The sequence below is a fragment of the Gammaproteobacteria bacterium genome (assembly GCA_016712635.1).
GTDB lineage: Bacteria > Pseudomonadota > Gammaproteobacteria > SZUA-140 > SZUA-140 > JADJWH01.
The window spans coordinates 246,099-271,820 of sequence record JADJQS010000001.1; the positions used below are offsets into that span (position 1 = coordinate 246,099).

Annotated in this window: 27 protein-coding genes and 1 tRNA gene; 6 read left to right on the forward strand and 22 right to left on the reverse strand. The window is 66.6% G+C overall.

From position 1 onward, the window contains the following. Positions 1–2 precede the first annotated feature (2 nt). The 4 genes from IPK65_00965 to msrA all read left to right on the forward strand — a co-directional run bounded on the left by IPK65_00965 (position 3) and on the right by msrA (position 3,726). Complete coding sequence (locus IPK65_00965; protein MBK8161755.1) at positions 3–449, forward strand: DUF3465 domain-containing protein; 447 nt, start codon at positions 3–5, stop codon at positions 447–449. Between the two features lie 169 nt (positions 450–618). Then, positions 619–2,379 (forward strand): cytochrome c biogenesis protein DipZ, encoded by a 1,761-nt coding sequence (locus IPK65_00970; protein MBK8161756.1) that lies wholly within the window; start codon positions 619–621, stop codon positions 2,377–2,379. Between the two features lie 16 nt (positions 2,380–2,395). Beyond that, positions 2,396–3,022: a peptide-methionine (R)-S-oxide reductase MsrB gene (gene msrB, locus IPK65_00975; GenBank protein MBK8161757.1), complete on the forward strand. Its 627-nt coding sequence runs from the start codon at positions 2,396–2,398 to the stop codon at positions 3,020–3,022. A gap of 17 nt (positions 3,023–3,039) precedes the next feature. Then, entirely contained in the window at positions 3,040–3,726 is a 687-nt protein-coding gene (gene msrA, locus IPK65_00980; protein ID MBK8161758.1) for a peptide-methionine (S)-S-oxide reductase MsrA, read from the forward strand. Between the two features lie 42 nt (positions 3,727–3,768). Here the strand turns inward: msrA and IPK65_00985 are convergent, their stop codons facing one another. The 18 genes from IPK65_00985 to IPK65_01070 all read right to left on the reverse strand — a co-directional run bounded on the left by IPK65_00985 (position 3,769) and on the right by IPK65_01070 (position 21,230). Further along, on the reverse strand, positions 3,769–4,410 hold the full coding sequence (locus IPK65_00985; GenBank protein ID MBK8161759.1) for a thiol:disulfide interchange protein DsbA/DsbL: 642 nt from the start codon (positions 4,408–4,410) through the stop codon (positions 3,769–3,771). A gap of 120 nt (positions 4,411–4,530) precedes the next feature. Beyond that, entirely contained in the window at positions 4,531–5,226 is a 696-nt protein-coding gene (locus IPK65_00990; protein MBK8161760.1) for a tetratricopeptide repeat protein, read from the reverse strand. After that, a complete protein-coding gene (gene ccsA / locus IPK65_00995; protein ID MBK8161761.1) occupies positions 5,223–6,071 on the reverse strand; it encodes a cytochrome c biogenesis protein CcsA in 849 nt (282 codons plus the stop codon). Before ccsA ends, IPK65_00990 begins: the two co-directional genes overlap by 4 nt. Beyond that, positions 6,068–7,093 (reverse strand): hypothetical protein, encoded by a 1,026-nt coding sequence (locus IPK65_01000; GenBank protein ID MBK8161762.1) that lies wholly within the window; start codon positions 7,091–7,093, stop codon positions 6,068–6,070. Before IPK65_01000 ends, ccsA begins: the two co-directional genes overlap by 4 nt. Then, a complete protein-coding gene (locus IPK65_01005; protein MBK8161763.1) occupies positions 7,090–9,843 on the reverse strand; it encodes a hypothetical protein in 2,754 nt (917 codons plus the stop codon). The genes IPK65_01000 and IPK65_01005 overlap by 4 nt, the downstream gene beginning before the upstream one ends. After that, positions 9,840–10,904 (reverse strand): 6-bladed beta-propeller, encoded by a 1,065-nt coding sequence (locus tag IPK65_01010; protein MBK8161764.1) that lies wholly within the window; start codon positions 10,902–10,904, stop codon positions 9,840–9,842. The genes IPK65_01005 and IPK65_01010 overlap by 4 nt, the downstream gene beginning before the upstream one ends. After that, positions 10,901–11,947, reverse strand: a complete 1,047-nt coding sequence (locus IPK65_01015; protein ID MBK8161765.1) for a hypothetical protein — start codon at positions 11,945–11,947, stop codon at positions 10,901–10,903. Before IPK65_01015 ends, IPK65_01010 begins: the two co-directional genes overlap by 4 nt. After that, complete coding sequence (locus tag IPK65_01020; protein ID MBK8161766.1) at positions 11,908–12,528, reverse strand: cytochrome c3 family protein; 621 nt, start codon at positions 12,526–12,528, stop codon at positions 11,908–11,910. The genes IPK65_01015 and IPK65_01020 overlap by 40 nt, the downstream gene beginning before the upstream one ends. 31 nt (positions 12,529–12,559) lie before the next feature. Further along, a complete protein-coding gene (locus tag IPK65_01025; protein ID MBK8161767.1) occupies positions 12,560–14,113 on the reverse strand; it encodes a hypothetical protein in 1,554 nt (517 codons plus the stop codon). Between the two features lie 47 nt (positions 14,114–14,160). After that, on the reverse strand, positions 14,161–14,829 hold the full coding sequence (locus IPK65_01030; GenBank protein MBK8161768.1) for a cytochrome c, class I: 669 nt from the start codon (positions 14,827–14,829) through the stop codon (positions 14,161–14,163). A 20-nt stretch (positions 14,830–14,849) separates the two neighbouring features. Beyond that, the gene (locus IPK65_01035; protein MBK8161769.1) at positions 14,850–15,308 is read right to left on the reverse strand and encodes a hypothetical protein; all 459 of its coding nucleotides are present in this window, start codon (positions 15,306–15,308) and stop codon (positions 14,850–14,852) included. A 65-nt stretch (positions 15,309–15,373) separates the two neighbouring features. Then, the gene (locus IPK65_01040; protein ID MBK8161770.1) at positions 15,374–15,898 is read right to left on the reverse strand and encodes a hypothetical protein; all 525 of its coding nucleotides are present in this window, start codon (positions 15,896–15,898) and stop codon (positions 15,374–15,376) included. Further along, positions 15,846–16,925, reverse strand: coding sequence for a hypothetical protein (locus IPK65_01045; protein ID MBK8161771.1), 1,080 nt, complete (start codon positions 16,923–16,925; stop codon positions 15,846–15,848). Before IPK65_01045 ends, IPK65_01040 begins: the two co-directional genes overlap by 53 nt. A 109-nt stretch (positions 16,926–17,034) precedes the next feature. Next, the gene (locus IPK65_01050; protein ID MBK8161772.1) at positions 17,035–18,021 is read right to left on the reverse strand and encodes a peptidylprolyl isomerase; all 987 of its coding nucleotides are present in this window, start codon (positions 18,019–18,021) and stop codon (positions 17,035–17,037) included. Positions 18,022–18,074: 53 nt separating this feature from the next. Further along, positions 18,075–18,644 (reverse strand): hypothetical protein, encoded by a 570-nt coding sequence (locus tag IPK65_01055; GenBank protein MBK8161773.1) that lies wholly within the window; start codon positions 18,642–18,644, stop codon positions 18,075–18,077. 478 nt (positions 18,645–19,122) lie between these two features. Next, positions 19,123–20,199 (reverse strand): porin, encoded by a 1,077-nt coding sequence (locus IPK65_01060; GenBank protein MBK8161774.1) that lies wholly within the window; start codon positions 20,197–20,199, stop codon positions 19,123–19,125. 555 nt (positions 20,200–20,754) lie between these two features. Then, a complete protein-coding gene (locus IPK65_01065) occupies positions 20,755–20,922 on the reverse strand; it encodes a hypothetical protein (protein MBK8161775.1) in 168 nt (55 codons plus the stop codon). Between the two features lie 35 nt (positions 20,923–20,957). Further along, positions 20,958–21,230, reverse strand: coding sequence for a hypothetical protein (locus tag IPK65_01070; protein ID MBK8161776.1), 273 nt, complete (start codon positions 21,228–21,230; stop codon positions 20,958–20,960). A gap of 456 nt (positions 21,231–21,686) precedes the next feature. Between IPK65_01070 and IPK65_01075 the strand changes: the two genes are divergently transcribed. After that, positions 21,687–22,334 carry an SCO family protein gene (locus IPK65_01075; protein MBK8161777.1) on the forward strand — a complete coding sequence of 216 codons (648 nt, stop codon included), beginning with the start codon at positions 21,687–21,689 and terminating at the stop codon, positions 22,332–22,334. Between the two features lie 192 nt (positions 22,335–22,526). Next, complete coding sequence (locus tag IPK65_01080) at positions 22,527–23,999, forward strand: beta-propeller fold lactonase family protein (protein ID MBK8161778.1); 1,473 nt, start codon at positions 22,527–22,529, stop codon at positions 23,997–23,999. A gap of 159 nt (positions 24,000–24,158) precedes the next feature. Here IPK65_01080 and IPK65_01085 read toward each other — a convergent pair. The 4 genes from IPK65_01085 to IPK65_01100 form a co-directional block, all read right to left on the reverse strand. After that, a tRNA-Gln gene (locus IPK65_01085) sits at positions 24,159–24,232 on the reverse strand. A gap of 160 nt (positions 24,233–24,392) precedes the next feature. Continuing rightward, positions 24,393–24,788, reverse strand: coding sequence for a 30S ribosomal protein S9 (gene rpsI / locus IPK65_01090; GenBank protein MBK8161779.1), 396 nt, complete (start codon positions 24,786–24,788; stop codon positions 24,393–24,395). A gap of 18 nt (positions 24,789–24,806) precedes the next feature. Beyond that, positions 24,807–25,235, reverse strand: a complete 429-nt coding sequence (gene rplM / locus IPK65_01095) for a 50S ribosomal protein L13 (GenBank protein ID MBK8161780.1) — start codon at positions 25,233–25,235, stop codon at positions 24,807–24,809. Between the two features lie 164 nt (positions 25,236–25,399). After that, a complete protein-coding gene (locus IPK65_01100; protein ID MBK8161781.1) occupies positions 25,400–25,705 on the reverse strand; it encodes a (2Fe-2S) ferredoxin domain-containing protein in 306 nt (101 codons plus the stop codon). Positions 25,706–25,722: the final 17 nt, after the last annotated feature.

Genomic DNA, 25,722 nt, shown 5'->3' on the forward strand with positions numbered 1-25,722 from the left:
CGATGAAAAAGCTCATCCTGATTGTCGCAATCGCAGCCGCCGCTGTTTACGGCCTGTCGCGCAATGATCCGTCAGCGCCGCCGTCCGCCACCACCGATGTCACGTCCGCAGCGCACGACGGTAACTCCATCGCGCGCGCCTTCGAATACCGCCGCAGCAATATCCAGGTCGAGGGACAGGGCACGGTCACCAGGATCCTGCCGGACGATGCCGACGGCAGCCGGCACCAGCGTTTCATCCTCCGGCTCGATTCCGGGCAGAGCCTGCTGATTGCGCACAATATCGATCTCGCGCCCCGCATCGACGATCTCGGGCAAGGCGACCGGGTTGCCTTCCATGGCGAATACGAGTGGAACCAGAAGGGCGGCGTTATCCACTGGACGCACCACGATCCCGACGGCAGCCACCAGGACGGCTGGATCAGGCATGACGGGCGCATCTATCAGTGAAAAACCCGCACACCAAATGACCGTCAATTGATACGGGATCCTTCGACTGCACCGATCGCCATGAGACGGAACCCGGCGCGGCGGTTTGTGTTCCAATGTAAGGTACGCCGTCCCGCCGCGACTAACCTGTAGTTCAACGATTGGCGCGGCAATTCAGGAGCATACCCGGATGACCTTCCTCATTCTTTCCTACCTTGGCGGCCTGATCACCATCGCGAGTCCCTGCATCCTGCCCGTGCTGCCCTTCGTGTTCGCGCGCGCGGGCGAGCCGTTCCGGACCAGCGGGCTGCCCCTGCTGGCCGGCATGGGCATCACCTTCGCGGGCGTCGCCACAATCGCGACGGTGGGTGGCAACTGGGCCGTGCAGGCGAATCAGTACGGGCGCCTCGCGGCGCTCGTCGTGCTGGCCGTGCTCGGCCTGACGCTGCTGTGGGACGGACTCGCGGAACGCCTGACGCGGCCGCTGGTGCGCCTCGGCGGCCGACTGTCGGAATCCGCCGGCACCGGTTCCGGCGCTTCGCGCTCCTTCGTGCTCGGCATCGCCACCGGACTGCTGTGGGCGCCGTGCGCCGGGCCGATCCTCGGTCTCGTTCTGACAGGCGCCGCGCTGCAGGGCGCCAATGTGCAGACCAGCCTGCTGCTGCTCGCCTATGCCGCCGGCGCCGCGACCTCGCTTGCGGTCGCCCTGCTCGCGGGCGGGCGCGCGTTCCAGGCCATGAAGCGCGCCCTCGGCGCGGAGGCGTGGATCCGGCGCGCGCTCGGCGTCGCGGTGCTCGCCGGGGTGGCGGCAATCGGACTGGGCGCCGACCGCGGCATCCTTACCGAGGTATCGCTCGCCAGCACCACGCAGCTCGAGCAATGGCTGCTCGATCGCTTCCACTCTCCTGGCGGCGGCGCGGCTCCGGAGTCCGGCGTGGCCAGCGGACCGGCCTCCGACACCAGGCCCGTGGCCGAGCGGGAGGACGGACTGAACCCGCTGCTCAACTTCACCGGCGCGACCACCTGGCTCAATTCGGCGCCGCTGGACGCGGCCGCGCTGCGGGACAAGGTGGTGCTGGTCGATTTCTGGACCTACTCCTGCATCAACTGCCTGCGCACGCTGCCCTACGTGCGCGCCTGGGCCGACAAGTACCAGGACCGCGGCTTCGTCGTCATCGGCGTGCACACGCCGGAGTTCGCCTTCGAGAAGGACCTCGGAAATGTGAAGAAGGCGCTGCGCGACCTCGGCATCGCCTACCCGGTCGCGCTGGACAACGATTATGCCGTGTGGCGCTCCTTCAACAACCGCTACTGGCCGGCGCACTATTTCTTCGACGCGACGGGGCAGCTGCGCCATCAGCACTTCGGCGAGGGCGACTACATGGAGTCCGAGGCCGTGATCCAGACGCTGCTCGCCGAGCGCGACGGCAGGCTCAGGCCGGCGCCCTTCGTGCAGCCCGAGGCAACCGGGGCCGAGGCCGCCGCAGGCAAGCGCGCCGGACGCTCGCCCGAGACCTATATCGGATTCTCCCGCGCCCGGCAGTTCGCCTCGGCGGGCGGGATTACGAAGAATCAGCCCAGGATCTACGCCACCACGGACCCGCTCGAACGCAACGACTGGGGCCTCGCGGGGGAATGGCAGGTCGGCGCCCAGGCCGCGACGCTGCTCGCGCCGTCCGGACGCATCGTCTACCGCTTCCACGCGCGCGACCTGCACCTGGTGCTCGGACCGGGCGACGCAGGCCGCCCGGTGCGCTTCCGCGTGACGCTGGACGGGCAGGCCCCGGGCGCGGACCACGGCGTCGATATCGACGCGCAGGGCGCCGGCGCCGTCAGCGAGCACCGCCTGTACCAGCTCGTACGGCAGACCAGGGACGAGATCGGCGACCGCACCTTCGAGATCGAGTTCCTCGACCCGGGCGTACGTGCCTACGCCTTCACCTTCGGCTGAGCCACGGGAGTTGATCATGCCGCACACACCTGTTGAACGTACCACCACCGCACGCACCTGCACCCGCCGCCGCGTGCTGCTCGCGGCCGTCGGCGTTGCACTGGCCGCGGTGGCCGGCTACCGGCCGCGCGGCCTGCTCGCCGCGGACAGGGAGGCACACGACGGTGATGATGCCTGGGTGTGGATCGTCCCGGTCTCCGCCGCCGGCCAGGCGCTGGCGCAGGAGCGCGTCGGGAAGGTAGTGAAGAGCGATTCCGAATGGCGCAGGCAGTTGTCGAAGCTCGCCTACGAGGTCACGCGCCACGACGGCACCGAGCGCGCATACAGCGGGGCATATACGAAGCTGCACGACAAGGGGATCTACCGCTGCATCTGCTGCGATACCGCGCTGTTCTCCTCGGCGACCAAGTTCGATTCGCGCACCGGCTGGCCGAGTTTCTGGGAGCCGGTTGCGGCGCAGAACATCGTCGAGTCGGCCGACCGCAGCTTCGGCATGCTCCGTACCGCCGTCTCGTGCCGGCGCTGCGACGCGCATCTGGGCCATGTTTTCGACGACGGCCCGAAGCCGACCGGACTGCGCTACTGCATCAACTCGGTGGCGCTGAACTTCGATCGGGGACAGATTTCAAATCTGTCCCCATAAAGACAGGAGCCACCACCATGACACATGCCGCGCTGAACAGACTGATACCTTTCCTGGCATCGCTACCCATGGCCGCCCTGCTCGCCTGCGCGCAGGCCGCGCCGCTGCCGGCGCCCGTCGTCGACATCCCCGCGACGTCACCCGGCCGGGAGACCGCCGTGCTCGCCGGCGGCTGCTTCTGGGGGATGCAGTCGGTGTACCGGCACGTCAAGGGCGTGATCGACGTCAGCGCGGGCTATTCGGGCGGCACGGCGGAGACCGCCACCTACCGCATGGTCAGCTCGGGCCGCACGGAACATGCCGAGGCGGTCGAGATCACCTTCGATCCCGCGCAGGTGAGCTTCGGCTCGCTGCTGCAGATCTATTTCTCGGTGGCCCATGATCCGACACAGCTCAACCGGCAGGGACCGGATCGCGGCACGCAGTACCGTTCCGCCATCTTCTATACCAGCGCGGACCAGCAGCGCGTCGCACGGGCCTACATCGATCAGCTCCACGCCGTCGAGGCCTTCCCGCGCCGGATCGTGACCCAGGTGACGCCGCTCGAGGCCTATTACGTCGCCGAGCCGCATCACCAGGACTACGCCGAGCGTCACCCCGACGATCCCTACATCGTGATGCACGACGCGCCCAAGGTGCGCGCCCTGCGCAAGGAATTCCCGGCGCTGTACCTCGCTGACATCGAGAACGGGGACAGACTTTAACGTCACCAGGCAAGGGGACAGATTTTAAATCTGTCCCCGGGTTTACTTACCGCCCTTCAACTCCCGCTCGACGAGTAAATTCACTTCCTCGATCATCGCCTCGGGGCTCGCCACCATGGTGGGATCGACGCGGTACTTGCCGTTGACGACGAGTGTCGGCGCGCCCTGCACGTCATAGCGCCGGTTCATCACCTGCGCCTCGCGTACCCTGGCCATGGTGGCGCTGTTGCGGAACACGCTGAGGAAGCGCGCGCGTTCCACGCCGAGGTCGCCGAAGAACTCGACCAGCCTGTCATCGCTGTCGAGCGGGCGGGCATAGCGGTGGATGGCGGCGAACAGCGCCGGGGTGGCCTGGTCCAGCACCCCGAGGGCATTCGCGGCGTAGAACACGCGGGCAAAATAGACCATATTGTCCCCGGTCACAGCCGGGACGCGACTGTACGCCACGCGGTCGCGGTTTTCGGCCAGCCAGCGCTCCAGCAGCGGCTGCATGACGTAACAGGTCTGGCAGTCGTACCACAGGAATTCGATCACCTCGACCTTGCCGGCCGGGGCCGCGGTCGGCTGCGGCGTGGTGATCACCTTGTGGTTGATCCCCGCCTTGCTGCCGTGGTCCTGCGCCGGAACCCCGGAGGACCCCGACAGCAATGCGGCCGCAATCAGGAACACACGCATCATTTTCATGACAGTCAACCTAAGAAAGACCCAAGGATAGACATACCGGGCAACGGTGTAACGGTTCGTCGCGGACAATCTCGTCAATTCAACCGCCGGAGCGCCGAGACCTCACCCCCTTCAGGGGTTTCAATTCATGTCCCGCACCGGGATGCGCTGGCGCTCGTCCCGCGCCGGAGCATCGGCATCCGGGCGGTTGCGCGCGTCCCATTCCTCGCCGCGCCGGAGCATCCATTCGGCCTCGGCCTCGGGCAGCGGGCCGCGCGCGAGCCGCGTGTCCCACTCCCACAACGCCGCGCGCGCGCGCCGCACATAGGGATCGTCCGCCGGGGCGAGGTGGATGTAGGTGCGCATCGCACCGAGCGCACCCGGGATGTCGCCCAAGTTCTCCAGCGCCGTCGCCAGTCCCCAGTAGGCGTTGCCCTGGTAGGGCCTGAGGTCGATCGCGCCCTGGAAGAAATCGCGCGCGGCTTCGTCGCGACCCAGGCCGAGCAGTGCGTAGCCCATGTTCACCTGCGCGTCGACCAGGCGCGGGGACAGCTTGAGCACCTGGTGGAAGGCGGTGACCGCCTCGTCGTAGCGCTTCGCGTGCAGCATGACCACCCCCTGCTGGAAACGCAGGTCGATCTCGGCGAGGCGGGGGTCGCGCAGGGCCGCCTGCCGGGCCCGCGCCCCGAAGTCTATCCAGCCGCTCGCGGCGGAAGCGGAGGCGCTGAGGCGCATCAGGTCCGGCTGCGCCGCCATCATGACGAGCACGCACGCGAGCACGCCCACCAGTACAAGCGAGAGGGAGGCGACGGCGGATTCGTGGCTGTGGCGCCTCATATCACGCCCTTGTGCGCCGCCTCGCTGTAGAACGGCGTGCCGAAATAGGTCATGAAGGCGAACACGAATATCGCGATGATGAGCGCGGAGGTCACGCGCAGCGGGATGCGGAAGGTGTTGCGCGCGTGGATGGACGCGCCGAGCAGCAGCCAGTTGAGGAAGGCGGAGGTCTCGAGCGCGTCCCACGCCCAGAAGCGGCCCCAGGCGTCCTGCGCCCACACCGCGCCGGCGATCAGCATCAGGCTGTCGAACACCAGCGCCAGCAGCATGAAGCGCCAGGCGACCGTATCGAGCACGCTGTCCGCCGGCATGTGGCGGAACAGCGGCGCCAGCGCGCGCACGCCGCGCAGCAGGATGATGCCGGCGAGGCCGCTGCCGACCAGGCAGAAGGCGAGGAAGAACTTGCCGAAACCGACGTGGGCCCACAGCCACTTGTTGTGGTAGGTCGGCGGATAGGGCGCGCCGGCCGGGTCCAGCAGCAGGACCCATACCCCGAGCACCCAGATCGCCGGGAACACCACCACCGCGGTGGTGCGCAATATCGGCAGACGCCAGTACACCACGGTGTACACCAGGCCGAGGCTGAACAGCTGGCTGATCAGCAGCTCGAACAGGTTCACGAACGGGCCGTGGCCGATGCGCAGCCAGCGCTCGGCGAGCGCGACGGCGAGCAGGATCACGCCGGCGGCGGACAGACCGAGCACATAGGGCTCGTATGTCCGGCTGATGGCGGACGCCACGCCCGCGCGAGCGAGCGCGGTGAAGCTGAGCAGGGTGGCCAGCGCATAGGCGGCCAGGCCGGCGTACAGCCAGGGCAGTTCCGCAACGAGCCCGTTCTCGTTCATGCAGCCTTGCCTCCCATATCATCCGGCGCCTTGCCCTTCGCGGCCTCCTGCGCCACGGAATAGGCCTGCACCGCGCCGAACTTGCGCCAGAAGTGCGCGGAGAGTCCGAGCACGGCAATCATCGAGGCGATGAACAGCCAGTGCAGCGTCGGATCGTAAAACAGCTTGTAGCCCATCCAGCTCGACAGGCGCTCGTAGCGCACCACGCCGCCGTTGAGGCGCTGCGCCTCGCCCGGCCGGAGCTCGACGCGGCGCTCGCCCGCGCGCACCACCAGGACGCCGGTCGTATTCACCGGATCGAGCCTCCAGTCGGCCTGCGGATCCATGCCGGTCTCAAGCTGCAGCCAGAAACGGATCTCCTGCGCGCCGGACGGCGTCCAGCGGTTTGCCTGCCGGTGCTCGAACAGCGGATACGCCGGCATGTGCACCGAGCCGGTCACCGGCGCGCCCTGGTCGGGGATCCAGGTCAGGATCGGCGCGAAGCCCTTGTTGAAGGTGGTGTAGAGACGGTAACTCTCCAGCACCAGCGGCCTGTCGTCGCCGACCACGCGCTGCTCCCAGCCGCCCTGCCCGTCGGGGATAAGCACCGTGCTGCGCGTCGGGCCGCGCGCCATGCCGGCGGTATAGTCGACCGTATAGGGACCCTGCACGAACTCCACGCGATCGAGCGCGCCGGTGTGCCACGGGCCACGCTGGACCTCGGTCAGATCCTCGGCCGCAAAGGCGCTGCCCTCGGTCAGCTCGATGCGGCCGTCCATGCGCGTGAGGCGCCCGACGGCGGCGAGGACGACGATGAGCAGCAGGCCGACGTGGAACAGCAGCAGGCCGCCGCGACGGTTGATGTGCGGATTGCTGAGTATCGCGGCGAACAGGTTGACGGAGAGCAGGGCGAGCGGGACGACCAGCACCCACACCGGCGTCCCCACCGGGTTGTCATAGGACAGGGCCGCGCCGAGGCCGAGCAGCCCCATCCCGACCAGCGTCAGGCGCAGCGAGGCGAGTTGGCGCAGGCGCTTCATCATGGCATGTTCACGCAGGCCTCGCCGCTGTTGTTCATCCAGGTGACGCCGGACACGCCGTTGCCGGGGGGGCCGGCCGAGCCGCAGTTGACGTCCAGCCACTCGCCGCTGCGTGCGAACTTGCGCACCTTGAGCGCGGCGCCGTTGTAGTACGGACCCTGGTAATAGCGCCCGGTGCCGGACGGCGCGAAGCCGGAATAGCGCACCTGGGTGCCGGCCGGGAGCGCGGCCTCCAGGCCGACGTCGTTCAGATTGGCGAGAAAGACCTTGTTCTTCCAGCCGTGCGGGATCGCCACGTGGCAGTAGGTGCAGCGGAAGTTGTTCACCACCGAGGCGTGGCCGACATGCAGGTTGAGCCCCATGAACTGCAGGCAGCCGCCGCCGCCGACCTGGCGGCGGAAACCGCTCGGCAGCACCTGCGGGTCGGGCGAGATCGCCGTGCGCGCGTACTGCTTGGGATCGTGGCAGCGGAAGCACAGGTCGTTGTTCGGGTCCGCCTCGTTGGCGAAGTTGACGGTGTTTTCACCGGTCTGGTCGGTCCAGCGGCCCTTGAGCAGGAAGTTCTCGTTGGAGCCGTGCGGTCCCCACGGATAGCCGTTTTCGCCGTTGACCGGCACCACGGTGTTGCCGTCGGTGCGCGAGCCGTGGCAGTCGGTGCAGTACATCGTCTGGGTGCCGACCGCGGCGTTGAACGGCGCGCGCCAGTCGTTGGCGTCGGCGTTGCGCACGGCGGGCGTGCGGCCGGTCTCGCGCATGACGGGGTGCCAGGAGCGGTGATTGTCGTTGACGTAGTCGCTGCAGTTGCCCTGCGGGTCGAGCCGCCCGGTGATCACCAGCGGCGTGCCGTTGCCGTCCAGCGTGGTGCTGGTGCACGCCGCGCCGGTATCGTAGGCGCCGGTCGGGGTTGCGGGGGTGCCCTCACCCATGTGGTCGACCGGCGACTGGTATTCCATCGCCTGGTTGGTATAGGTGAACAGCGAGTTGGTGCCCGCCGGGGTCAGGCCCGTGGTATAGCCGAGCGGCGGCGGCGTGCTGCCATAGGCGTAGTTGCTGTGGCATTTCAGGCACAGCTGGTATTCCCGCGTCAGGTACGGCGCGCTGACGTCGGTGCTGCCGCCGGTGCCGGGGTCGCCGCGCTTGACCTCGAACGTGACCGGCTCCGACAGGAAGGCGGTGTTGCTGTAGACCGGCTCCACGCCCCAGATGCCGCGCAGCACGCCGGAGGCGAGATTGCTGGGCGGCACGCCGGCCTCGTGGCGGTGCGTGCCGGCCTCGGCCGGCACGGTGTTGTCATCGTTGAACAGGCGGGTCTTCGCGACGCGGTGGGGATTGTGGCAGTCGGTGCATTCGGCGTGGCGGTTGAAGGTGCCGGTGCCGAGGCCGAGGAGCTCGCGCGACTCGATGAAGTCCTGGCCGAGCTCACCGCCGCCCTGCGTGGCCGGATCACCGGTGCCGATGCTGTGCACCTCCTCGCCGGCGATCTGGTCCGCGCTCGAGATCGGCATGTGGCGCAGCATGGTGGTGAAGTCGGTCTCGATGTCCGGCACCTCGAAGGCGGTGTTGTTGCTCGGGTTGATCTGGCCCTGCAGGGTCTGCGGGGTCGGCAGGCCGTTGGCGGGATCGCCGTGGCAGGAGTAGCACACGTACTCGATGCCGGGATTGCCGCCCTGCCTGTACTGGGCGCCGGTGACGGGGTCGCTCAGCAACGGTCCATCGGTGCCCTCGCGCAGGATGCGGCGCGCACCCTGCACGGTGTGCGGGTCGTGGCAGTTGAGGCAGGCCGCCTGCCAGACGCGCGTGTCGCGCGGGAATTCGCGCAGGTCCGCGGCGGCATCGGCGTAGCGTTCATCGGCGACGGCGGGGTGGGCGTGCGCGGAACCGATCCAGCCGGCCTTGTCATGGCAGGCGAGGCAGATGATGTCGCGGTTGCCGTCGAACTGCGTCTCGACGGGGGTGGCGCTCTGCAGGCGGTTGGCGCGCAGGAACTTGATGTTCTCGCCGGGCACGTCCGAGCGGATGTGCGGGTCGTGGCAGCTGATGCACTCGACCTTCGGGCCGGCGCCGAGCGCGTCGCGCTCCAGCGGCAGGTAATTGCCCTGCGGCATCGCCGGCTGCGGCGGTTCCGGAGCGCTGATGCGCGTACGCTCGTAGACGCGCTGGTGGGGGACGGTCGGATTGTACAGCTCGCCGTCGCGCGCCGCCTGGGCGCTGTCGTAGGTGAACGAGATCGGATGGTCGTTGGTCAGGTCGACGCCGAGCCGGCGCGTGAAACCGGTGGTGGAGCCAAGCCCTTCCGGTATGCTGCCGGCGGGCGAGTTGCTGGTGCCCTGGAAGGAGATCGGCTGGCTCAGGTGGTCGGTGCGGTTCAGCACGTTGACGGTGCCGAGCGCGATGGTGCCGTCATGGCAGGACAGGCACAGCTTCGACTTTCCGCCCGGCTGGTCGAGGTCGGTGGCGTCGAGCGAGGTGGAGTCGTAGGGGATGTAGGTCGCCTGCGACAGACGGCGGTTCCATAATGGTGCCTTCGGCGCCTCAGTGAAATCTGTTGCCCCATGCGGCGTGTGGCAGAAGGCGCAGATCTGCGATTCGCTGGTGGCGGACGCCGTGCGTTCCACTCCGGCGGGTGACACGGTGGCCGAAAAATTGTGCTTGGTATTGCTGACGTCGGAGATCTTGGCTGCCTCGAGCGGACCCGACGCCAGCCACAATATCGCGACGACCGCCGCTGAAATACTAGGCCACTGACGCCTCATGTCCCACCCAAGTATTGAAATACCATGATGCGGCCGTTGAATGCATCGGCTACATAGACCTGGTTGCGGTCATCGATCCAGATGCCGGCAGGCAGAAAGAACTCGCCGTTCCCGCTGCCCGTCCCTCCGATGGGTAACAGCAGTTCGCCTCGACCGTTGAATACTAGCAGATAATCGTAATACGATTCCACCACATAGATGTTGCCGTCACTGTCGGCGGCGACGCCTTTCGGGCGCGTGAAATCGCCGACGTAGAGGCCGCGGCGACCGAACTGTGCGACGTATTCCCCCGCGGCGTCAAAGATCTGGATGCGCGCGTTGAGCGTGTCCGCGACCAGCAGCTGTCCGCCGGCGTAGCTCAGATAGGTCGGCGAGTTGAACTCGCCCGGTCCCTCGCCGCGCCGGCCGATGGCGCCGATGCGCTCGCCGGCGTCATTGAAGATCACCACCGTATCCGCCTGCGCGTCCGCGACGAAGACGCGTCCGCCCGCGGCGTCACGCGCCAGGCCCACCGGCCGCAGCAGCTCACCCTGGCCGAAAGCGCCGAGCGGGCGTCCGTCCGCGTCGAGGCGCACGATCCGCCTGAGTTCGGCGTCCGCCACCAGGATCTCGCCGGCGCGTCCCGGGGCGATCCCGACCGGGGTGTCGAAGCGGGCGCGCTGGTCGGCCTGCTGCCATACCCGCATGCGGCCCGCCGGCGCGTCGAATACATAGACCGCGGCGCGGCTCACGTCGGTGACATAGACGCGCCCCTCGGCGTCGGTGAAACCGCTCTGGGGACGCTGCATCACGCGCGGGACCTCCCGGCCGGTAACCATGCCGGCCAGCCAGCCGAGCATGCGCCGGCCCAGGCCCTGCGCCGCGTCATCCCTGCTGAAATTGGCCTCGCCGGTAAGCTGCCCGACCAGGCGGTAGCGCGCCACGTCCGGCGCCGGCGGCCACACCTCGCCCTCCGGCGCGGCGGTGTTCTCGATACTCATGACCGAAGGCGTGGAGGCGCAACCCGCGCAGAGGGCGAGCAGGCCGACGATCGAAAACGCGCGCAACCGGCGTCCCATCAGGGATTCCCGGCCGGCGCCAGTGCCTCCGACGTCAGTGACAGGATCTGGATGCGCCCGTTCAGGCTGTCGGCGACGTAGAGGAGATTCCCGTCCAGCCACAGGTCGGTGATGCGGCGGAAGAGGCCGGGCGCGCCGCCGTGGCCGCCGAGGGTATGCACCAGTCTGCCGTCCGCGAACACCTTGATGTCGTCGCTGAGGTAGTCGCTGACGTAGGCGTGGTTGTCGGCGCGCACGGCGATCGCAGTCGGGAAGGTGACGGTGTCCGGCTGGAACGAGGAGAGATAGCTGCCGTCGAATCCCATGACCTGCACACGCGCGGCGCCGTAGCGCGTCGCGACATAGTAGCCGTCGGGCCCCTGAGCGAGCGCCATGATGCCGCGGAACTGGCCCGCGCCGCTGCCGCGGATGCCGATGGCGCCGGTAAGCAGCCCGGCGGGGTTGTACACCAGTACGTCGTCGTTGAACCCGTCGGCGACGAAGATGTAGCCGGTCTGGTCGTTGACCGCGACCGCCACCGGTCGCCCGATGTTGACCGGATCCTGCAGGGTCTTGATCAGCCTGCCCTCGCGATCGAAGTGCAGCACACGGCCGCCATCGGTGTCGGCGAGGTAGAACGAGAGATCGGGCGCGACGAAGATATCGGACACCTCGCCTCGCGCAACACCCTTCAGCTCCATCACCACGCGGAGGCGGTCGAGCGCGGTGTCGTAGCTGAACACGCGGCTGAGGCCGGCGTCCACGATGTAGACCAGCGGGTCGCGCGCAGCGACCGCCACCGGCCGCATGAAGCGCACAAAGTCGGGGCCGGTCAGCATGCTGTCGCTGAGGACGCCGCCGTCGATCTCCCTCCATACGAGCACGCGTTCGGATGTGCCTCCCGCTGACGACGCCTCCGCGGCCGGAATTCCGGCGTCGGGCGCGGACACGGCGGCGTTCGCGGGCGGCGGCGCATCCCGGCCGGGCAGCGCGCAGGCGTTCAGCCCGAGCGCGGCGCCGGCGAGGATCAGCGCAGCAAGGTGGCGTCTTTGGCTACGGAATGGCATCGGCCGCAGTTCATCGTGGGAGGGAATGCCACCTTGCCGTGGCAGACGCCGCAGTATTCCCCCTGGATGATCGACGACATCGACACCGGGTTGGCGCCTTTCTGGGGGATGAAGATCAGCGGATGACAGTTGGCGCAGGTCAGCCATTCGGTATGCTGGCGGTGCGGGAAGCGCACGTAGGGCATCGACTGGGTGTTCTTGAAGATGATGTCGAAGTCGACCGGGAACATCTCGCCGGTGCCGTCGAGCGACTTGCGCGGATCGATCAGGCCGGTCTCCAGGGTCTTGACCCAGTCGATGACGCCCTGGCCGTCGCGCGGGAAATTGGCCATGGCCTCGAAGGGCTGCTGCAGTACCTGCACCGAGGCCACCGCGGGATCGTGGATGCCGTCCTCCGCCACCGGGACCACCTCGCCGGTCAGCTGGAAATGATTGCCGCGGATCCAGTAGGGCGCGTCCTGTCCGGCCGGAAAGGCGGCGGCGGCAGCACCGTCCTGCGCCGTCACGGCGGGTGCGGCGAGCAGAAGCGCCGCGCATGCCGCGAGCAGGGCCAGGATACGATGGGATGCGGCTGTGGTCATCTGCGCAGCTCCCGGCCGAAACGCGGCCCGCTCACCGGACCCCGATCACCCGCAGTGCGCGCTGGACATGATCCGTCGCGCCCTGCAGCATCAGGATGGCCTCCTGATAATTGCCCTTGGCAGCCTCGGGCTCGGACAGTTTCCTGATCTCCTTCGCGCGGTTCACGAACTGATTCATCATGTCCACGGTCTCCTTGGGCGGCTGCTTCTGCTCGATGGCGAGCGGGACCAGCTCCTCGTAGCTGAGATACCGCGACAGCTCGTGCTCGTACTCGTCCTTGGGCGTCTCGAAGACGAGCTCGTAGGTAATGGACTCGTCGTCGAGCAGGTGCGTCAACGCCGTGGTGAGCGTGTTCTGGGCCTCGGTCAGGATGCCGATCGCCTGCGGATACTGGCCGTCATTCGCCAGCGTCTGGGCCTGATCCATGGCCTGGTGGATCTGGTCGAGGTCGATGGCCTGGATGTTGCCCTTGCCCTTCTTCGCCGTGACATGCTCGAAGTTGCGCTGGTAGGAGGCCTCGTAATCCCGCGTACCGCGCAGCAGCTCGTCGAAGCGCTGGCGCTGCCCCTCCATCTGCGCCTCCTTCGGGATCGCACGCGCGGCGTCGCTCATGATGCGCAGGGCGTCATCCACCAGGCCGACCGATTCGCCGTATGCGCTGCGATCGTACGCCTGCCGCGCGGCGGCGAACTGACCGCGCGCGGATTCGTAGAGGGCGAGCGCCGCGGTATTGCCGCTGTCCTTGATGCGTCTGGCGGAATCCGACTGGTTGATGAACATGTCGGCGAACTGGATCTTCTGCTCGACCTGCTGCTTGCTGACAGTGGTCTGCGTGCGCGCCGGTGCGGCGCCCCCGCCGGAAACGGCGGCGGCAGATTTCACACGCGCCTCAAGCTCCGCCAGCGGGGTGTTTTCATGCCCCGGATCGACCACGTAGATGGCCCCGCCCATGCTCTTGTGGTTACGGCATGCGTAGTACACCACGTCCGGCGTTTCCGCGCCCGGCGTGAAAGTGGCGACGCCCTTGTAGATGAACTGCCCCTCCACGCCGTCGGTATATGCCGTGCTGCCCCAGCCCGCGCTGGAAAGGGAGAAATAGAAGTCGTGCTGAACCCCGGTATCCACCTTGAAGGTGTAGGTCTTGCCGCGCACCAGGACGAGCGGCTTGCCCTGCACCCCGTTGACGAGGAAGCCGTGCTTGCTGCCAAGACCGTAAAAGGGATGCGTGGTGTCCTTCTCTGCCGCCGTGACCGCGAAGACGAAAGGCGAGGCGGGTATTTCCACCGCCGGCGCGGGCGCATGCTGGGCATGTGCGGCCGGCGCGGGCGCAGAAGATACCGGTGCCCGTACAGGCGCACCGGTCCCTCCCTCCCCACTATCGGTCGCGACCTCGGACCGCATCGCCGCGTTATCTTCCGGAACCGCCACCGGCGGCTCGGCTCGCGCTGCCGCGGCCTGCGGCGTCGAAGGCACGGCGACGTCCTCGCCGGACCCGCCTGCCTGTTGCGGCGGCGCGCCAGCGCAGGCGGACAACAACAGCAGCGCCACGGCCGACGCCAGCCAGCCCCCGGTACGTGAACGCATATATCCCTTACACCATAGATGCGCGGGCAATCAGATACTACCTCTGATCACTTCCACGGGTTCTTGACGGTTGCATCGCTCAGTGGTGGCGTCCAGCCCTCGGGTTTCGGCTTGGAGTGGCACTTCTTGCACGAGGCGGTCGTGATCGGGAAAGACACCTTGCCGTGGCACACGCCGCACTTCTGCCCGAGCAGGATGGCCGACATGTTGATCTGGTTGGCGCCCTTCTGCGGCACGAAAATGGCCGGGTGACAGTTCGAGCAGAACAGCCACTCGGTGTGCTGGCGGTGCGGGAACACCACGTCCGGCATCGAGGCCTTCACCGGGCGCACGATGTCGAGGTCCATCACGAAGGGATCCTCGTTGGAGTTGATGCGGTCCCAGCGCGGCTTGATCATCCCGTCGTCGAGCGCCTTGACCCAGTCCACGTGGTTGCCGTAGCTGCTCTTCGGCAGGCCGACGTAGGCCTCCTTCGGCGGCTGCAGGGCGTGCGTCGCCTCGTTCTCGGGATCGTGGATGCCGTCCTCCCACGGCGGCAGGTTCGGATCCACCCCGGCCTTGAGATTGCGGTTGAAAATGTTGGCATCGGACACGGCCGGAGCGGGAGCGGCGGCCTCGGCCTCGGTGGCGACAAGCAGCGGCATGCCGCCCAGTACTACGGCCCCCGCCAGCAGGATCGGCAGCCCCCGTGCATTCAGAATCGCTATGATGTTCATGGCTCTCCCCCCACTCGCTTCTATTTATTCTCGTACTTCACACCGGCGGTTTCCTTGGGATCCAGCGGCTTGTACGCGGGCGCGATCAGACGCTGGAGCGTGCTGCCGTGGAAGTGCGTAGGTGTGCCGGGAATGCCGGAGTGGCACATGGCGCAGTTTTCCACCGACCATGCAATCTCGCCGTTATGGCAGGCGCCGCAGAACTGGCCTTCGATGATCTTCGCCATGGTGATCTGGTTGCCGCCCGCCTTGAACTGGAATCCCAGGTCGGCGTGGCAGACCTTGCAGCGGAAGCGGATGCGATGGAACCAGTGCGGGAACACGGCGGGGCGCATGCCGGCCGCATCGGCATAGTTGTTGATCACGACATCGGCATATTCGGCCTTGGATTCCTGCGGTGCGATCCACAGGCCCAGACTGATCAGGAACCCCAGAATGAGCGCGTTCCGGGTGTGTTTCCGCTCGATAGTTGGTGACATAACGAACCTCTCCTTACTTGTGTTGCGTACACTGTCTTGTTGTTTTGAGTTCGGTCTGCGCGACTTCAGAAGCGCCGGTTCACCTGAAAATAGATAATATTGAAGTCCTCATCGCCGTTCAGATCAATCCAACGCCAGCTGAGGCTCGTATCCAGCAGTCCGATTGCATAGTCCAGGCGGTTTTCCCACTCGGTGCGGTCGACCCCTTCGTCAGTGGCCGCCTGGGAGAGCCGCAGATCGGATAGGAACCGCAGGCGGGGCAGGGTGAAAAGCCCGGTCTGCTGGTAGTTCAGTTGTCCCGTGGCCGTTACTGTATCATCATCGCCCAGATCGTTGAAGTCCCGGCGCACCGACTGGACGGTGAGGTTGCCGGACAGCGTGCTGCGGTCTGTGAGCGTCTGGCTGCGCAGGAGCTGGGCGTTGGCGAACTGCTGGCTGTCCTCCTGGTCGCCGAAGGCGCGGGAATCGGCCAGGGTAAGCTGAACCATGGTCGTGCTGAAGGCGTCATACTGGTCCCAGGACAGGCTGCCGGAGTGGTCAAGCCGTTCGCTCGTGGCGTCGGCGTCGCCCGCCAGCCGGCTTCCGCTCACCGCCTGGGTCAGGCTGAGGCGGAACGTGCCGCGGCCCTCCGTCAGCCACAGCCGCTGGGCGTCGTGGCCGAGCCTGACCTGCGCCGTCTGCACGGCCTCCTCCCCGGTGTCCTGGTTCTGGAACGAGCCCGAGGTATGCCACTGGTAGGTGTAGCGGGAGAATATCTCGCGGATGTCCGACTGGAACAGCGCCCCCATGCGCTCCCTGGAGGCGGTCACCGAATCCTCGCCGTTGTCGTTCGTCCGAGCTGTCGCCCTGGTTGGTGCTGTTGAGCGGCTGATCGGAGGCGGTATCGGTGCCGTAATAGCTCGCCATCGAATCGACGCGCAGCGCCCGCCCCGGATGATAGAAATGGTCCACGTTGAACACCGTGGTCTCGGTGTTCTGGTCGAGCACATTGCGCTCGGTCTCCTGGTAGCTGGTCTTGGCGGTCAGCGTGTGCCGCTGCCGACGCAGGTCCATCTCGACGCCGAATAGGTAGTCCTCGTAAGAATCGCCGTCGCGCGCGGACCATTTGTTGCGGTCATAGCGCGCCTGGAAGCGGTCCCCCTGTTCGGTGAAGTAACTCTGTTTCAGCGCCAGGCGCCGGGTTTGGAACTCCTGGCTGCCCAGCGTGGTAAGCGGGCTGGCCAGGGAGATCACGTCGACGCGGCTGTCGCTGGCGTTGTAGGTCAGGGAGAACGGGGTGCGGCTCTGCGACAGGACGTTCAGGTCGAGGTCGCCGCTCACGATGGAGGTGTCGGTCGAGGATGCTCCGCCGTCGTAGTCGCTGCTGTCCTGGGTGAAGCGCAGGCTTGCGTCGGCGGTGGCGAACCACGGCTGCCAGATGTAACTGCGTGCGTTCACGACGCCGCGCAGCTGATTGCTGGTGGTATCGAGGCTGGAACTGCCGCGCAGGGTGCGCAGGGCATAGCCGACGCTGCCAGAGAGGTCGAGCAGCTCCACGGCGGCAAAGGACGGCAGCGTCCACAGCGCCGCAGCCACTCCCGCCACCATGCGTCTCAATTCAGGCCTCGCCACCGGCATGTATCAGGTCTTTGCGTATTTCGGTCGCCGCAATGCACGGCGGGCGGAGCCCGGCCGGCAAGGTTCGACATCCTGCGCTGCGGCGTTCACGCTGCAGTCTCATCGCCGGCTAATCCCCCGCACTCAACACCGTCTCGTTGATCTTGATGCTGACGGCGCTGCGCAGGCCCGCCAGCATCCCCTCCCACGCGGCCTCCTGCCGTTCGCGCTGCAACAGGCCCCGCGCGCGTTCCTCCGCCAGGGCGAATTCGTTCAGGCGCGGCGGGACGCGCTCGTCGAGGCGGAACACCGCGAATCCCTGCAACAAGCGTACCGGGGCGGACAGTGCGCCGGGCGCCAGCTCGTCGATTACCCGCTGCGTCTCCTCCGAGAACATGCCCCGATGCACGTAACCGAGATCGCCGCCGCGCTCCGCCGAGGCGTCGGCGGAGTGCAGGCGGGCCAGATCAGCGAAATCGGCGCCGCCACGCAATCGCTCCAGCAGGCGCGACGCCTCATCCTGCGCCGCCGCCCAGCTCTCCCCCGGCGCCCAGGGCTCGACCTTGAGCAATATAATGGAAACGCGCACGCGCTCCGGGGTGGTGAACTTGTCGGGGTGGGAGCGGTAGTATTCCCGCACCGCCGCGACATCCGGTAAGGGCACCGCCTCCACTTGCTGCCGGAGCTGCCGGATCACGCTGTCGTCATCCAGTTGCCTGCGCCCCTCCCGGAGCGATCCGTCGCGTATGGACAGCCAGCGCGGATCGGCCGCGAGGCGTGCATCCAGCTCATCGAGCCTGGCGTCGACCCAGCCCGGTTCGGGCTTGATGCCGCGCCGGCGCCCCTCCTCCGCCAGCAGCACGCGATCGACCAGCGACTGGGCCACCTCGCGCCGCAGCGCGGCGAGCTCGTCGGCCGGCACCTGGCCGTGAAAATAGCGCTGGCGTATGCCAGCCTGCAGGTTGGCCTGGTACTCCTCCGCCGTGATGACCGTGTCACCCACGATCGCAAGCACACCGGCGCCCGGCTCCGCCGCCTCCGACCCGTCCACCGGGGCCGCGCCCGCAGCAGCCGCCGCCGCGATCAGGACTGCGCCCGCAACATTACGCCATGTCATCGCACAAGCCATTCCGGTCACCGCGCCGCGCCCTGCCCGCGCCGGGCGTGACTCTATTTGTTATGACAGGTCAGGCACACCGCGCTGCCGGCAGGGTCGATGCGCAGAAACGTCGGATTGTAGTCCACATGGGGATCGTGGCAGGAGGCGCACTCCACATACGGCTGCTGTTCACCGACGAAGGCGCCGCGGGTCGCCGTACGGGTGTAGAGCTTCATATCGGTCTTTTCGAAATCCGAGGAGCCGCCTTCGGTGCTCGTATTGACCCACCATACCCGCGTGGCGCCGACGATCTTGCTGTTTGCCTGGTTGAAATCGGTATCGCGTCCCGGCCCGAACGGATTGGAGATCGAATAGCCGCCGCCGGCGAACTGCACCGAGATCGGATGGTCGTTGGTCAGGTCCTTGCCGAGGTTGGTGATCACCGTCGGCGGTCCGAGGCGTCCATTGACGCTCGCGGCCTGACCGCTCCAGCGGCCGGCGCTGAACGCCCACACGTCGGCGCCCGAACCGGGCTCGTTGATGAGCGAATCCATCGCCTGGGTGCCGTCGTGGCAGGACAGGCACGCGATGGACACCGAGCCGATCGGCTCGATCTGCGCGTCCAGCGTCGTGGTGCCCATCTGGTCATAGGTGGAAAAACCGCCGGCGACGGGACCGAGGTTGCGGTTCCACAGCGGCACCGCGGCGGACGCATCCGCGCCGTGCGGCGTATGGCAGAAGACACAGATCTCGGACGTGCCGCTGAAATTGCTCGCGGCGTTGATGCCGGTGCTGCCGAGATTGTGTTTGGTGTTGAATATGCCCGCACTCGCCAGCGACACCAGCGAGAACAAGGCCCCTCCCAAGAGCAACTTCGACCATCCCTGTGCGCGGATAGGGTGTTGCCGTCGCATTATAGTGTCCTTCTTATCCCCCATGACCGGAGCCGCCGGCCGATCACGCTGGTCTATGAATGAGTCGGAACTTTAGCATATCGATTAATACTTTTCGATGGGGACGGCGCCGGCGCGGACACGCGATCATCGGCACAGACATCGGTGGAGAACGCGGGGACCGGCTCGCCGCCGGGCGCGCACGGACCGCGCCGTGCGCCGGCGATCAGAACCCGACGGCAAAGCGATGCATCACTCCGAGGGAGAGCGCATCGGCCGTGTCGCCCGCGGCCGCGACGGCTCCGCTGCCGTCGTGGTCGGGCTGCAGGCCGTAACTCCCCGCGTCGTCGTTCATCACCGCGCTGTAGAGCAGATAGACCTCGGTGCGCGCCGACAGCGCATACGTGCCGCCGAGCGCGGCGAAGTGCGCGCCGCTGTCGATCGCGCCGTCGATCTCACCCGCCAGCCCGTACGCCAGCTTGCAGGTCAGGTTGCCCTGGATGTGCGCCAGGTTCAGGTAATAGGCGTCGCGCGCCGCCTCCCCGCCACCGCTGAACTCGCCGGTGCGGGCGTCCTCCCAGATGAAACTCATTCGCGTCCCCTGGCCGAAATCCCAGCCCAGACCGAGTTTTTTCGCCTTGCCGTCGCCGAGCCCGGGACCCGTCAGCTCGCCCAGGGTTTCGTACGCAAATCCGAGATACAGCGGTCCGCTGGCGAACTCGAGGGCCGCGCTCCAGGCCTCCTGCCGCGACTCCGCGGTGGTCAGCGGCAGGTCATCCTCCCCCGCGACGCGCGTCGAATACGCGAGCGCGAAGCGCAGGCGCTTGTCCCGCGGCGTGAGATACAGCAGGGCGTTGTCCGCGCGGTTGTTGAACAGGCTTTCGCCGCCGACGCTGCCGATGACGGCGTTATAGTCGGCGCGGGTGTCGGCGAAGAGGTCGAGACTCTCGGTGCTCATGCGATACGGCGTGGCGTGCTTGCCGATCAGCAGGCTGCCGAAGCGCATCTCCAGACCGGCGAAGGTGTCGCGCCCGGGGCCCCAGCCGCCGGCGTCGATATCGACCGTGTTCTCGGCCTGCCAGAGGACCGCCATCTGGTTGCTCAACACCTCGCGCCCGCGCAGGCCGAGATAGGAGTGTTCGCTGGTGAGGGAAAGGCTGCGGTCTTCATTGGCGGGATCGGGATCGTCGTTGCCGACGTGATCCAGCGAGACATGGGCGACGCCGTAGACCTCGCCGGCGGCATGGGCGGCGGGAGGCAGCAGCAGCGCGGCCGTCAATGGCAGCCAGTATGACTTGTACATGCGCAACAGACTCTCTCACAGAGGTGAGGCGTGATGAGGGGTGTACTGCGCGTGAGGCGGAAATCCAGCCCTGTTACCGCCAGTTACTGCCTGACGCCCAACATCTCACGCCTCACGGAAAAAAACCTCCGCGCACTCTACCGTAATCCGTCCGTACCTGCAAAAGACCCGAAAAAAAAAAGCCGGGCACGAGGCCCGGCTTCGAGTGACTGCAAAAAAGCTGTTACGTGCTTAGAACGTGGCCACGAACTCGATCGAGTTGGTGTCGAGTCCGAGTCCGTCGTCCAGGTCCTGCGTAGAGTCCAGCGCGACCAACAGGTTATCGGACAGGGCGTAGCTGGCATAGAGTTCGGTCGCCTCGAGATCATCGCCATCGGCTTCGAAGGCTCACGTTCTCGATGCGGCCTTTGACATTGAAGCCGTTGCCAAGTCGTATAACCGGCCCAGAAGCTGTAGCCGGTATCCGGCTCGCCGTCCTCGGGGTCACCTGTGGTCATGAAATCTGCGCCGACGGTGAAGCCGTTGATCGCGTAGGTGCCGTTGAGGTCCACCAGGTTACCCACTGCTCCCGGGGTGGTGGTCCGGATCGTCTTCCTGGGTCAGCAGGCCGAGTTCCAGATTCAGGCCTTCCATCGGCATCGCGTTCAGCAGGGCCATGACCGAGTTCTTTCCTTCCTCGCCCGCGTTGATGCTTTCATCGTTCGCATAGGCGACCGTCAGCATCGCCGGACCGACGTTGCCGGCGACGGCAAGGCCCGTCAGGACCCCAGGCTGAGATCGTCCAGATCGGAGGCATGGCTATCGACCACCAGGTAATCCGTGGAGAAATTGACCTCGGCAGAAGGCACGGAGAACTGGCCCTCGTCCAGATCGTCGGTGCTGGTACCACCGATATCCGTCTCACCGGCGAGCTTCCAGATTACGTCCGCCCATCCTTCGACGTTGACATGGCTGTTCATATCTTCGGCCATCGCTGCCGTGCTGCCCATGACGGCGCCAGCAACAGCTATTGCAATTAATTTCTTCTTCATTGTCTCTCTCCTAGTCTGATCAAACTGTTGGTTCCGTTGGCCCATGGCGGGCAACGACGCATTTTTATATCGCAGGATTTGCAGCAATGCAACAGTATTTTTTCAAAAATCTCCTGTATTTGCAAAATATGTCTCATAAACACAACGTCGAAATGATGGCGGGGTGCTGCAAGAACCAGGAACTATGAACCGCCAAAGACTATAACATTTAATACATTGGTATTGCTGTAAGACAAAGACACTGGGCAGGGTGCGGTTCCAGGACCTTTTCCGGGGAAACACCGGATGCCCGGCCCATCCAGCGGGGAAAGCCTATGGGACGGAAGCCCGGTACTGTGTCTACCGTCGCATCATGATGCAGGCGCCACCTTCCGGCCCCGGCGTTGGCGGACCCTCGAGGGACGCTCCGCCGGCCTCAACTCCTCCTGCCCTGCCTCGCCACCGGACTGCTGGCCCTTGCGGCAGGCCTGCTCCTCCGCTCCGCAGAAGGTCTCCGGCACCGCCGAGTTCACGCCCCCCCTGCATCGTGAAACGCATGACGGCCTGGTCGTGCCGCGGACGGGGCTGACGGTGCCGGCGCTGAATCTGGTCGACCAACAGGGACGGCCCTTTACCGGGGACCGCCTGCTCGGCCGATGGACCCTGCTGATGCTCGGCTACACCCATTGTCCGGACTACTGCCCCGCGACCCTGCTGACCCTCAACCGCGCGCTGCAGGGGCTGGAGCAGGGAGATCCCGCCCTGGCCGCGCGCGTGCAGGTGGTGTTCGTCTCGGTCGATCCGTTCCGCGACACGCCGGCCGTGCTGGCAGATTACATCGCCTTCTTCAATCCGCGCTTCCTCGCCACGACCGGCCAGCCCGCGGACCTGAAGCGGCTCGCCTTGCAACTGGGCGCGAACTACAGCTACACGGACGCCGGCAGCGGTCGCCTGATCCACGATGTGAACCGCCAGCCCGCACGCGACTACGCGGTGAACCACGACGCCGGTCTCTTCGTCTTCGACGAGCGCGCGCGTTTCTTCGAGCGGCTCGACCCTCCCCTGGACAGCGAACGCATCGAGGCGCTCCTGGCGCGTATCCGGGATCACGGCGACATCCAATAGAGTCTCCGGGGGCCGCCGCACGGGAATTCCTGTCCATGGGGACTGCCGCCCCGCGGAATTGGATTTATACTCTGGCGCCATGCCGGGACCGGAAGGTCCACATCACGCCATGGCCTGACCGCCCGTGCGGCCGTCATATCGTGCCGGCGGCATGAACCACCGCAACACACCGACCAAGAGATCAAGAGGAATATGAGACAGACATACCGGGCCTTCCTGCTCGCCACCCTCGGCCTGGCTCTCCCGCCTGCAAGCCACGCTGCGGCCGAACTCCCCGCCGAGGCGCTGGCGGTCAAGGGGACGGTCTCCGGCCTGAGCGGACCCGGGCTGGTACTTCAATATAATGGCGGCGCCACCCTGCCGATCGACGCGAACGGCGCCTTCAGCTTCGACGCGGGACCCGCGGGCGGCGACTACGAGATCACGATCCTCGCCCAGCCGGCCGGATCCCTCTGCAACGCCACGGAAAACCGCGGCAGGCTGGCGGCAGACCGCACCGTACTGGTGAAGGTAGACTGCATCCCCGCCCATACGATAGGCGGGACCGTTGCAGGATTGCTCGGGGCAGGGCTGAGCCTGCGCAACAACGGGAAGGAGACGATTGCAGTCGACGCCGATGGCGGCTTTGCCTTTCCGGCCGCACAGCCGGCCGGCAGCGCCTACAGCGTGACGATCGTTACCCAACCCGATCAGTCGGTCTGCGCCGTCGGCAACGGCGCTGGCCGTGTCGGCATCGACAATGTCACCCGGATCGCCGTGACGTGCAGGACGAACGCCCTGGGCTTCGCCTATGTGCTGGACAGCGCCGCGAAGAGCATCTTCACCTTCCGCATCGACGCCGCGAACGGCGCGCTGACGGCAACGGGCGCACCGGTTCCCGCCGGACAGGATCCCCTCTCGCTCACCATCGATCCGCTCGGGCGCTTCGCCTACGTGGCGAATTACGGTTCCAATGACATCCTGGTATACCGCATCGATCGCGCCACGGGAGCGCTGACGGCGGCCGGCGCGCCCATAACGCTGGGCGCCTACCCCATCTCCATCGCGCTCGACCCGGCCGGCGTCTTCGCCTATGTGGCGAATTCCGGCTCCAACAGCGTGGGCGTATACCGCGTGGACCCCGCAAGCGGGGCGCTGACCGCCGCGGGCGCACCGGTTGCGGCCGGGGCATTCCCGATCTTCGTCACCCTGGATCCCGCCGGCCGCCACGCCTACGTCGTCAATTACGGCTCCGACACCGTCTCGGTCTACCGCGTCGACGCCGGAAACGGCGGGCTGAGCCTCGCGGGGACCCCGGTCGCGACCGGGGCATACCCCTTCTCGATCACCATGGATCCGGCAGGCAGGTTCGCCTATGTCGCCAATTCCGGCGCGAACTCCGTGTCGAGCTACCGCATCGACGCCGCCAGCGGTGCATTGACCGCCACGGGGAGTCCGGCGGCGGCGGGGGCCGATCCCCAGTTCATCAGCGTGGATCCCGGCGGCCGCTTCGCCTACGTGACGAATTACAGCTCCGACAACGTCTCCGTGTACCGCATCGACGCCGCCACGGGGGCATTGAAGGCCGCCGGGCCACCCGTCGCCGCGGGCGGGATTCCGATCTCCATCTCGATGGATCCCGCGGGAAGATTCGCCTACGTGGCGACCGCTGAACGGCGGAAATAATGTCTCGGCCTTCCGCATCAACACCCGGTCGGGCAGGCTGAGCGCCATGGGCCCGCGCAGGGCGACGGACTCGAGCCGGTTTTCCTCCACGGTGAGGTAAACCGCCGTGGTCGTGAGCCACGGCGCACCGGAGCGGGAATCAAGGAAGCGGGCGGGGAATGGCTGGGGGACTAGGATTCGAACCTAGATTAGCGGAGTCAGAGTCCGCTGTCCTGCCGTTGGACGATCCCCCAGAAGTGCAGCTACAAGGGAATGAAGGATAATCGGAACCGGCCGTCCGAATCCACCAGGCGCGACCACTGTGGTCATGCAGACCCGGCTCGGCGTGCCATCAGGCGGCAGGTTCCGATAAGCGGCAATGCTTCCGTATGACGTCTTTCGATCCGGAACGCGTCAGCGCTTCGAGTACTGCGGACGCTTGCGCGCCTTGTGCAGGCCGACCTTCTTGCGCTCCACGATGCGAGCATCGCGGGTCAGGAACCCGCCCTGGCGCAGGGTTTTCTTCTGCGTCTCGTCGTAGGCGAGAATGGCGCGGGCGATGGCGTGGCGGATCGCGCCGGCCTGGCCGGTGGTACCGCCGCCGCGCACGGTGACGCTGACATCGACGCCGCTGATGAGACCGGTGGCCTCGAGCGGCTGGCGCACTACCATGCGGGCCGTCTCACGGCCGAAATACTTGTCCAGTGAACGATCGTTCACCACGATGGCGCCGTTGCCGCGCGACAGGAACGCGCGCGCCGTGGAGCTCTTGCGGCGGCCGGTGGTACAGATGGATTGGCTTGCTCTCATTGGGGTGACCTGCCTGGGTTAGATCTCAAGGGGTTTCGGCTGCTGCGCCGCGTGCAGGTGGGAATCCCCAGCATACACGTGGAGCTTGCGGAACATGGCGCGCCCGAGCGGATTCTTCGGCATCATGCCCTTGACGGCGATCTCGATCACCCGCTCCGGGTGCTTGGCCAGCATCTCTTCGAAAGTGGCGGACTTCAGGTTGCCGACATAGCCGGTGTGGTGGTGATACACCTTGTCCTTCGCCTTGTTGCCCGTCATGCGGACCTTGGCGGCGTTGACCACGACGATATAGTCGCCGGTATCGACATGCGGGGTGTATACCGCCTTGTGCTTGCCGCGCAGGCGGTTGGCGATCTCGGTGCAGAGTCGTCCCACCGTCTTGCCGGCCGCGTCGATGACGTACCAGTCCCGCTTCACGGTCTCGTGTTTTGCGCTAAAGGTTTTCATATTCCCAAGAACCTCGATCTCGCGAAAAAAATGCGGGCCGATTGCCCGTCTGATGCCCAGCCGTAAAAAGCGAGGATTCTACCCAATTACCGCCCCAGCGGCAAGCCGGACCGCCGCGCCGGCCGAATCCGGGCGATTACCGGGGCTGGTCCCGGCCGGCAGGCTCAGATCCTGAGCCGATCGACCACACGGCCGTGCAGCAGGTGTTCCTCGATGATCTCATCCAGGTCCCGCTCGCTGCGGTAGGTGTACCAGACCCCCTCCGGGTATACCACCATGGTCGGCCCTTGCGCGCAGCGCCCCAGACAGCCGGCGCTGTTGACGCGCACCCCGCCGGGCACGGTGAGACCGAGCGACTTTGCCCGATCCTTGGCATAGTCGCGCAGATCCTCGGCATGGTGATCGCCGCAGGCGGCGCGGCCGTCCTCCCGCCGGTTGGTGCAGAAAAAAAGATGGCGCTGATAGAACATGGGCACACGATACAAGA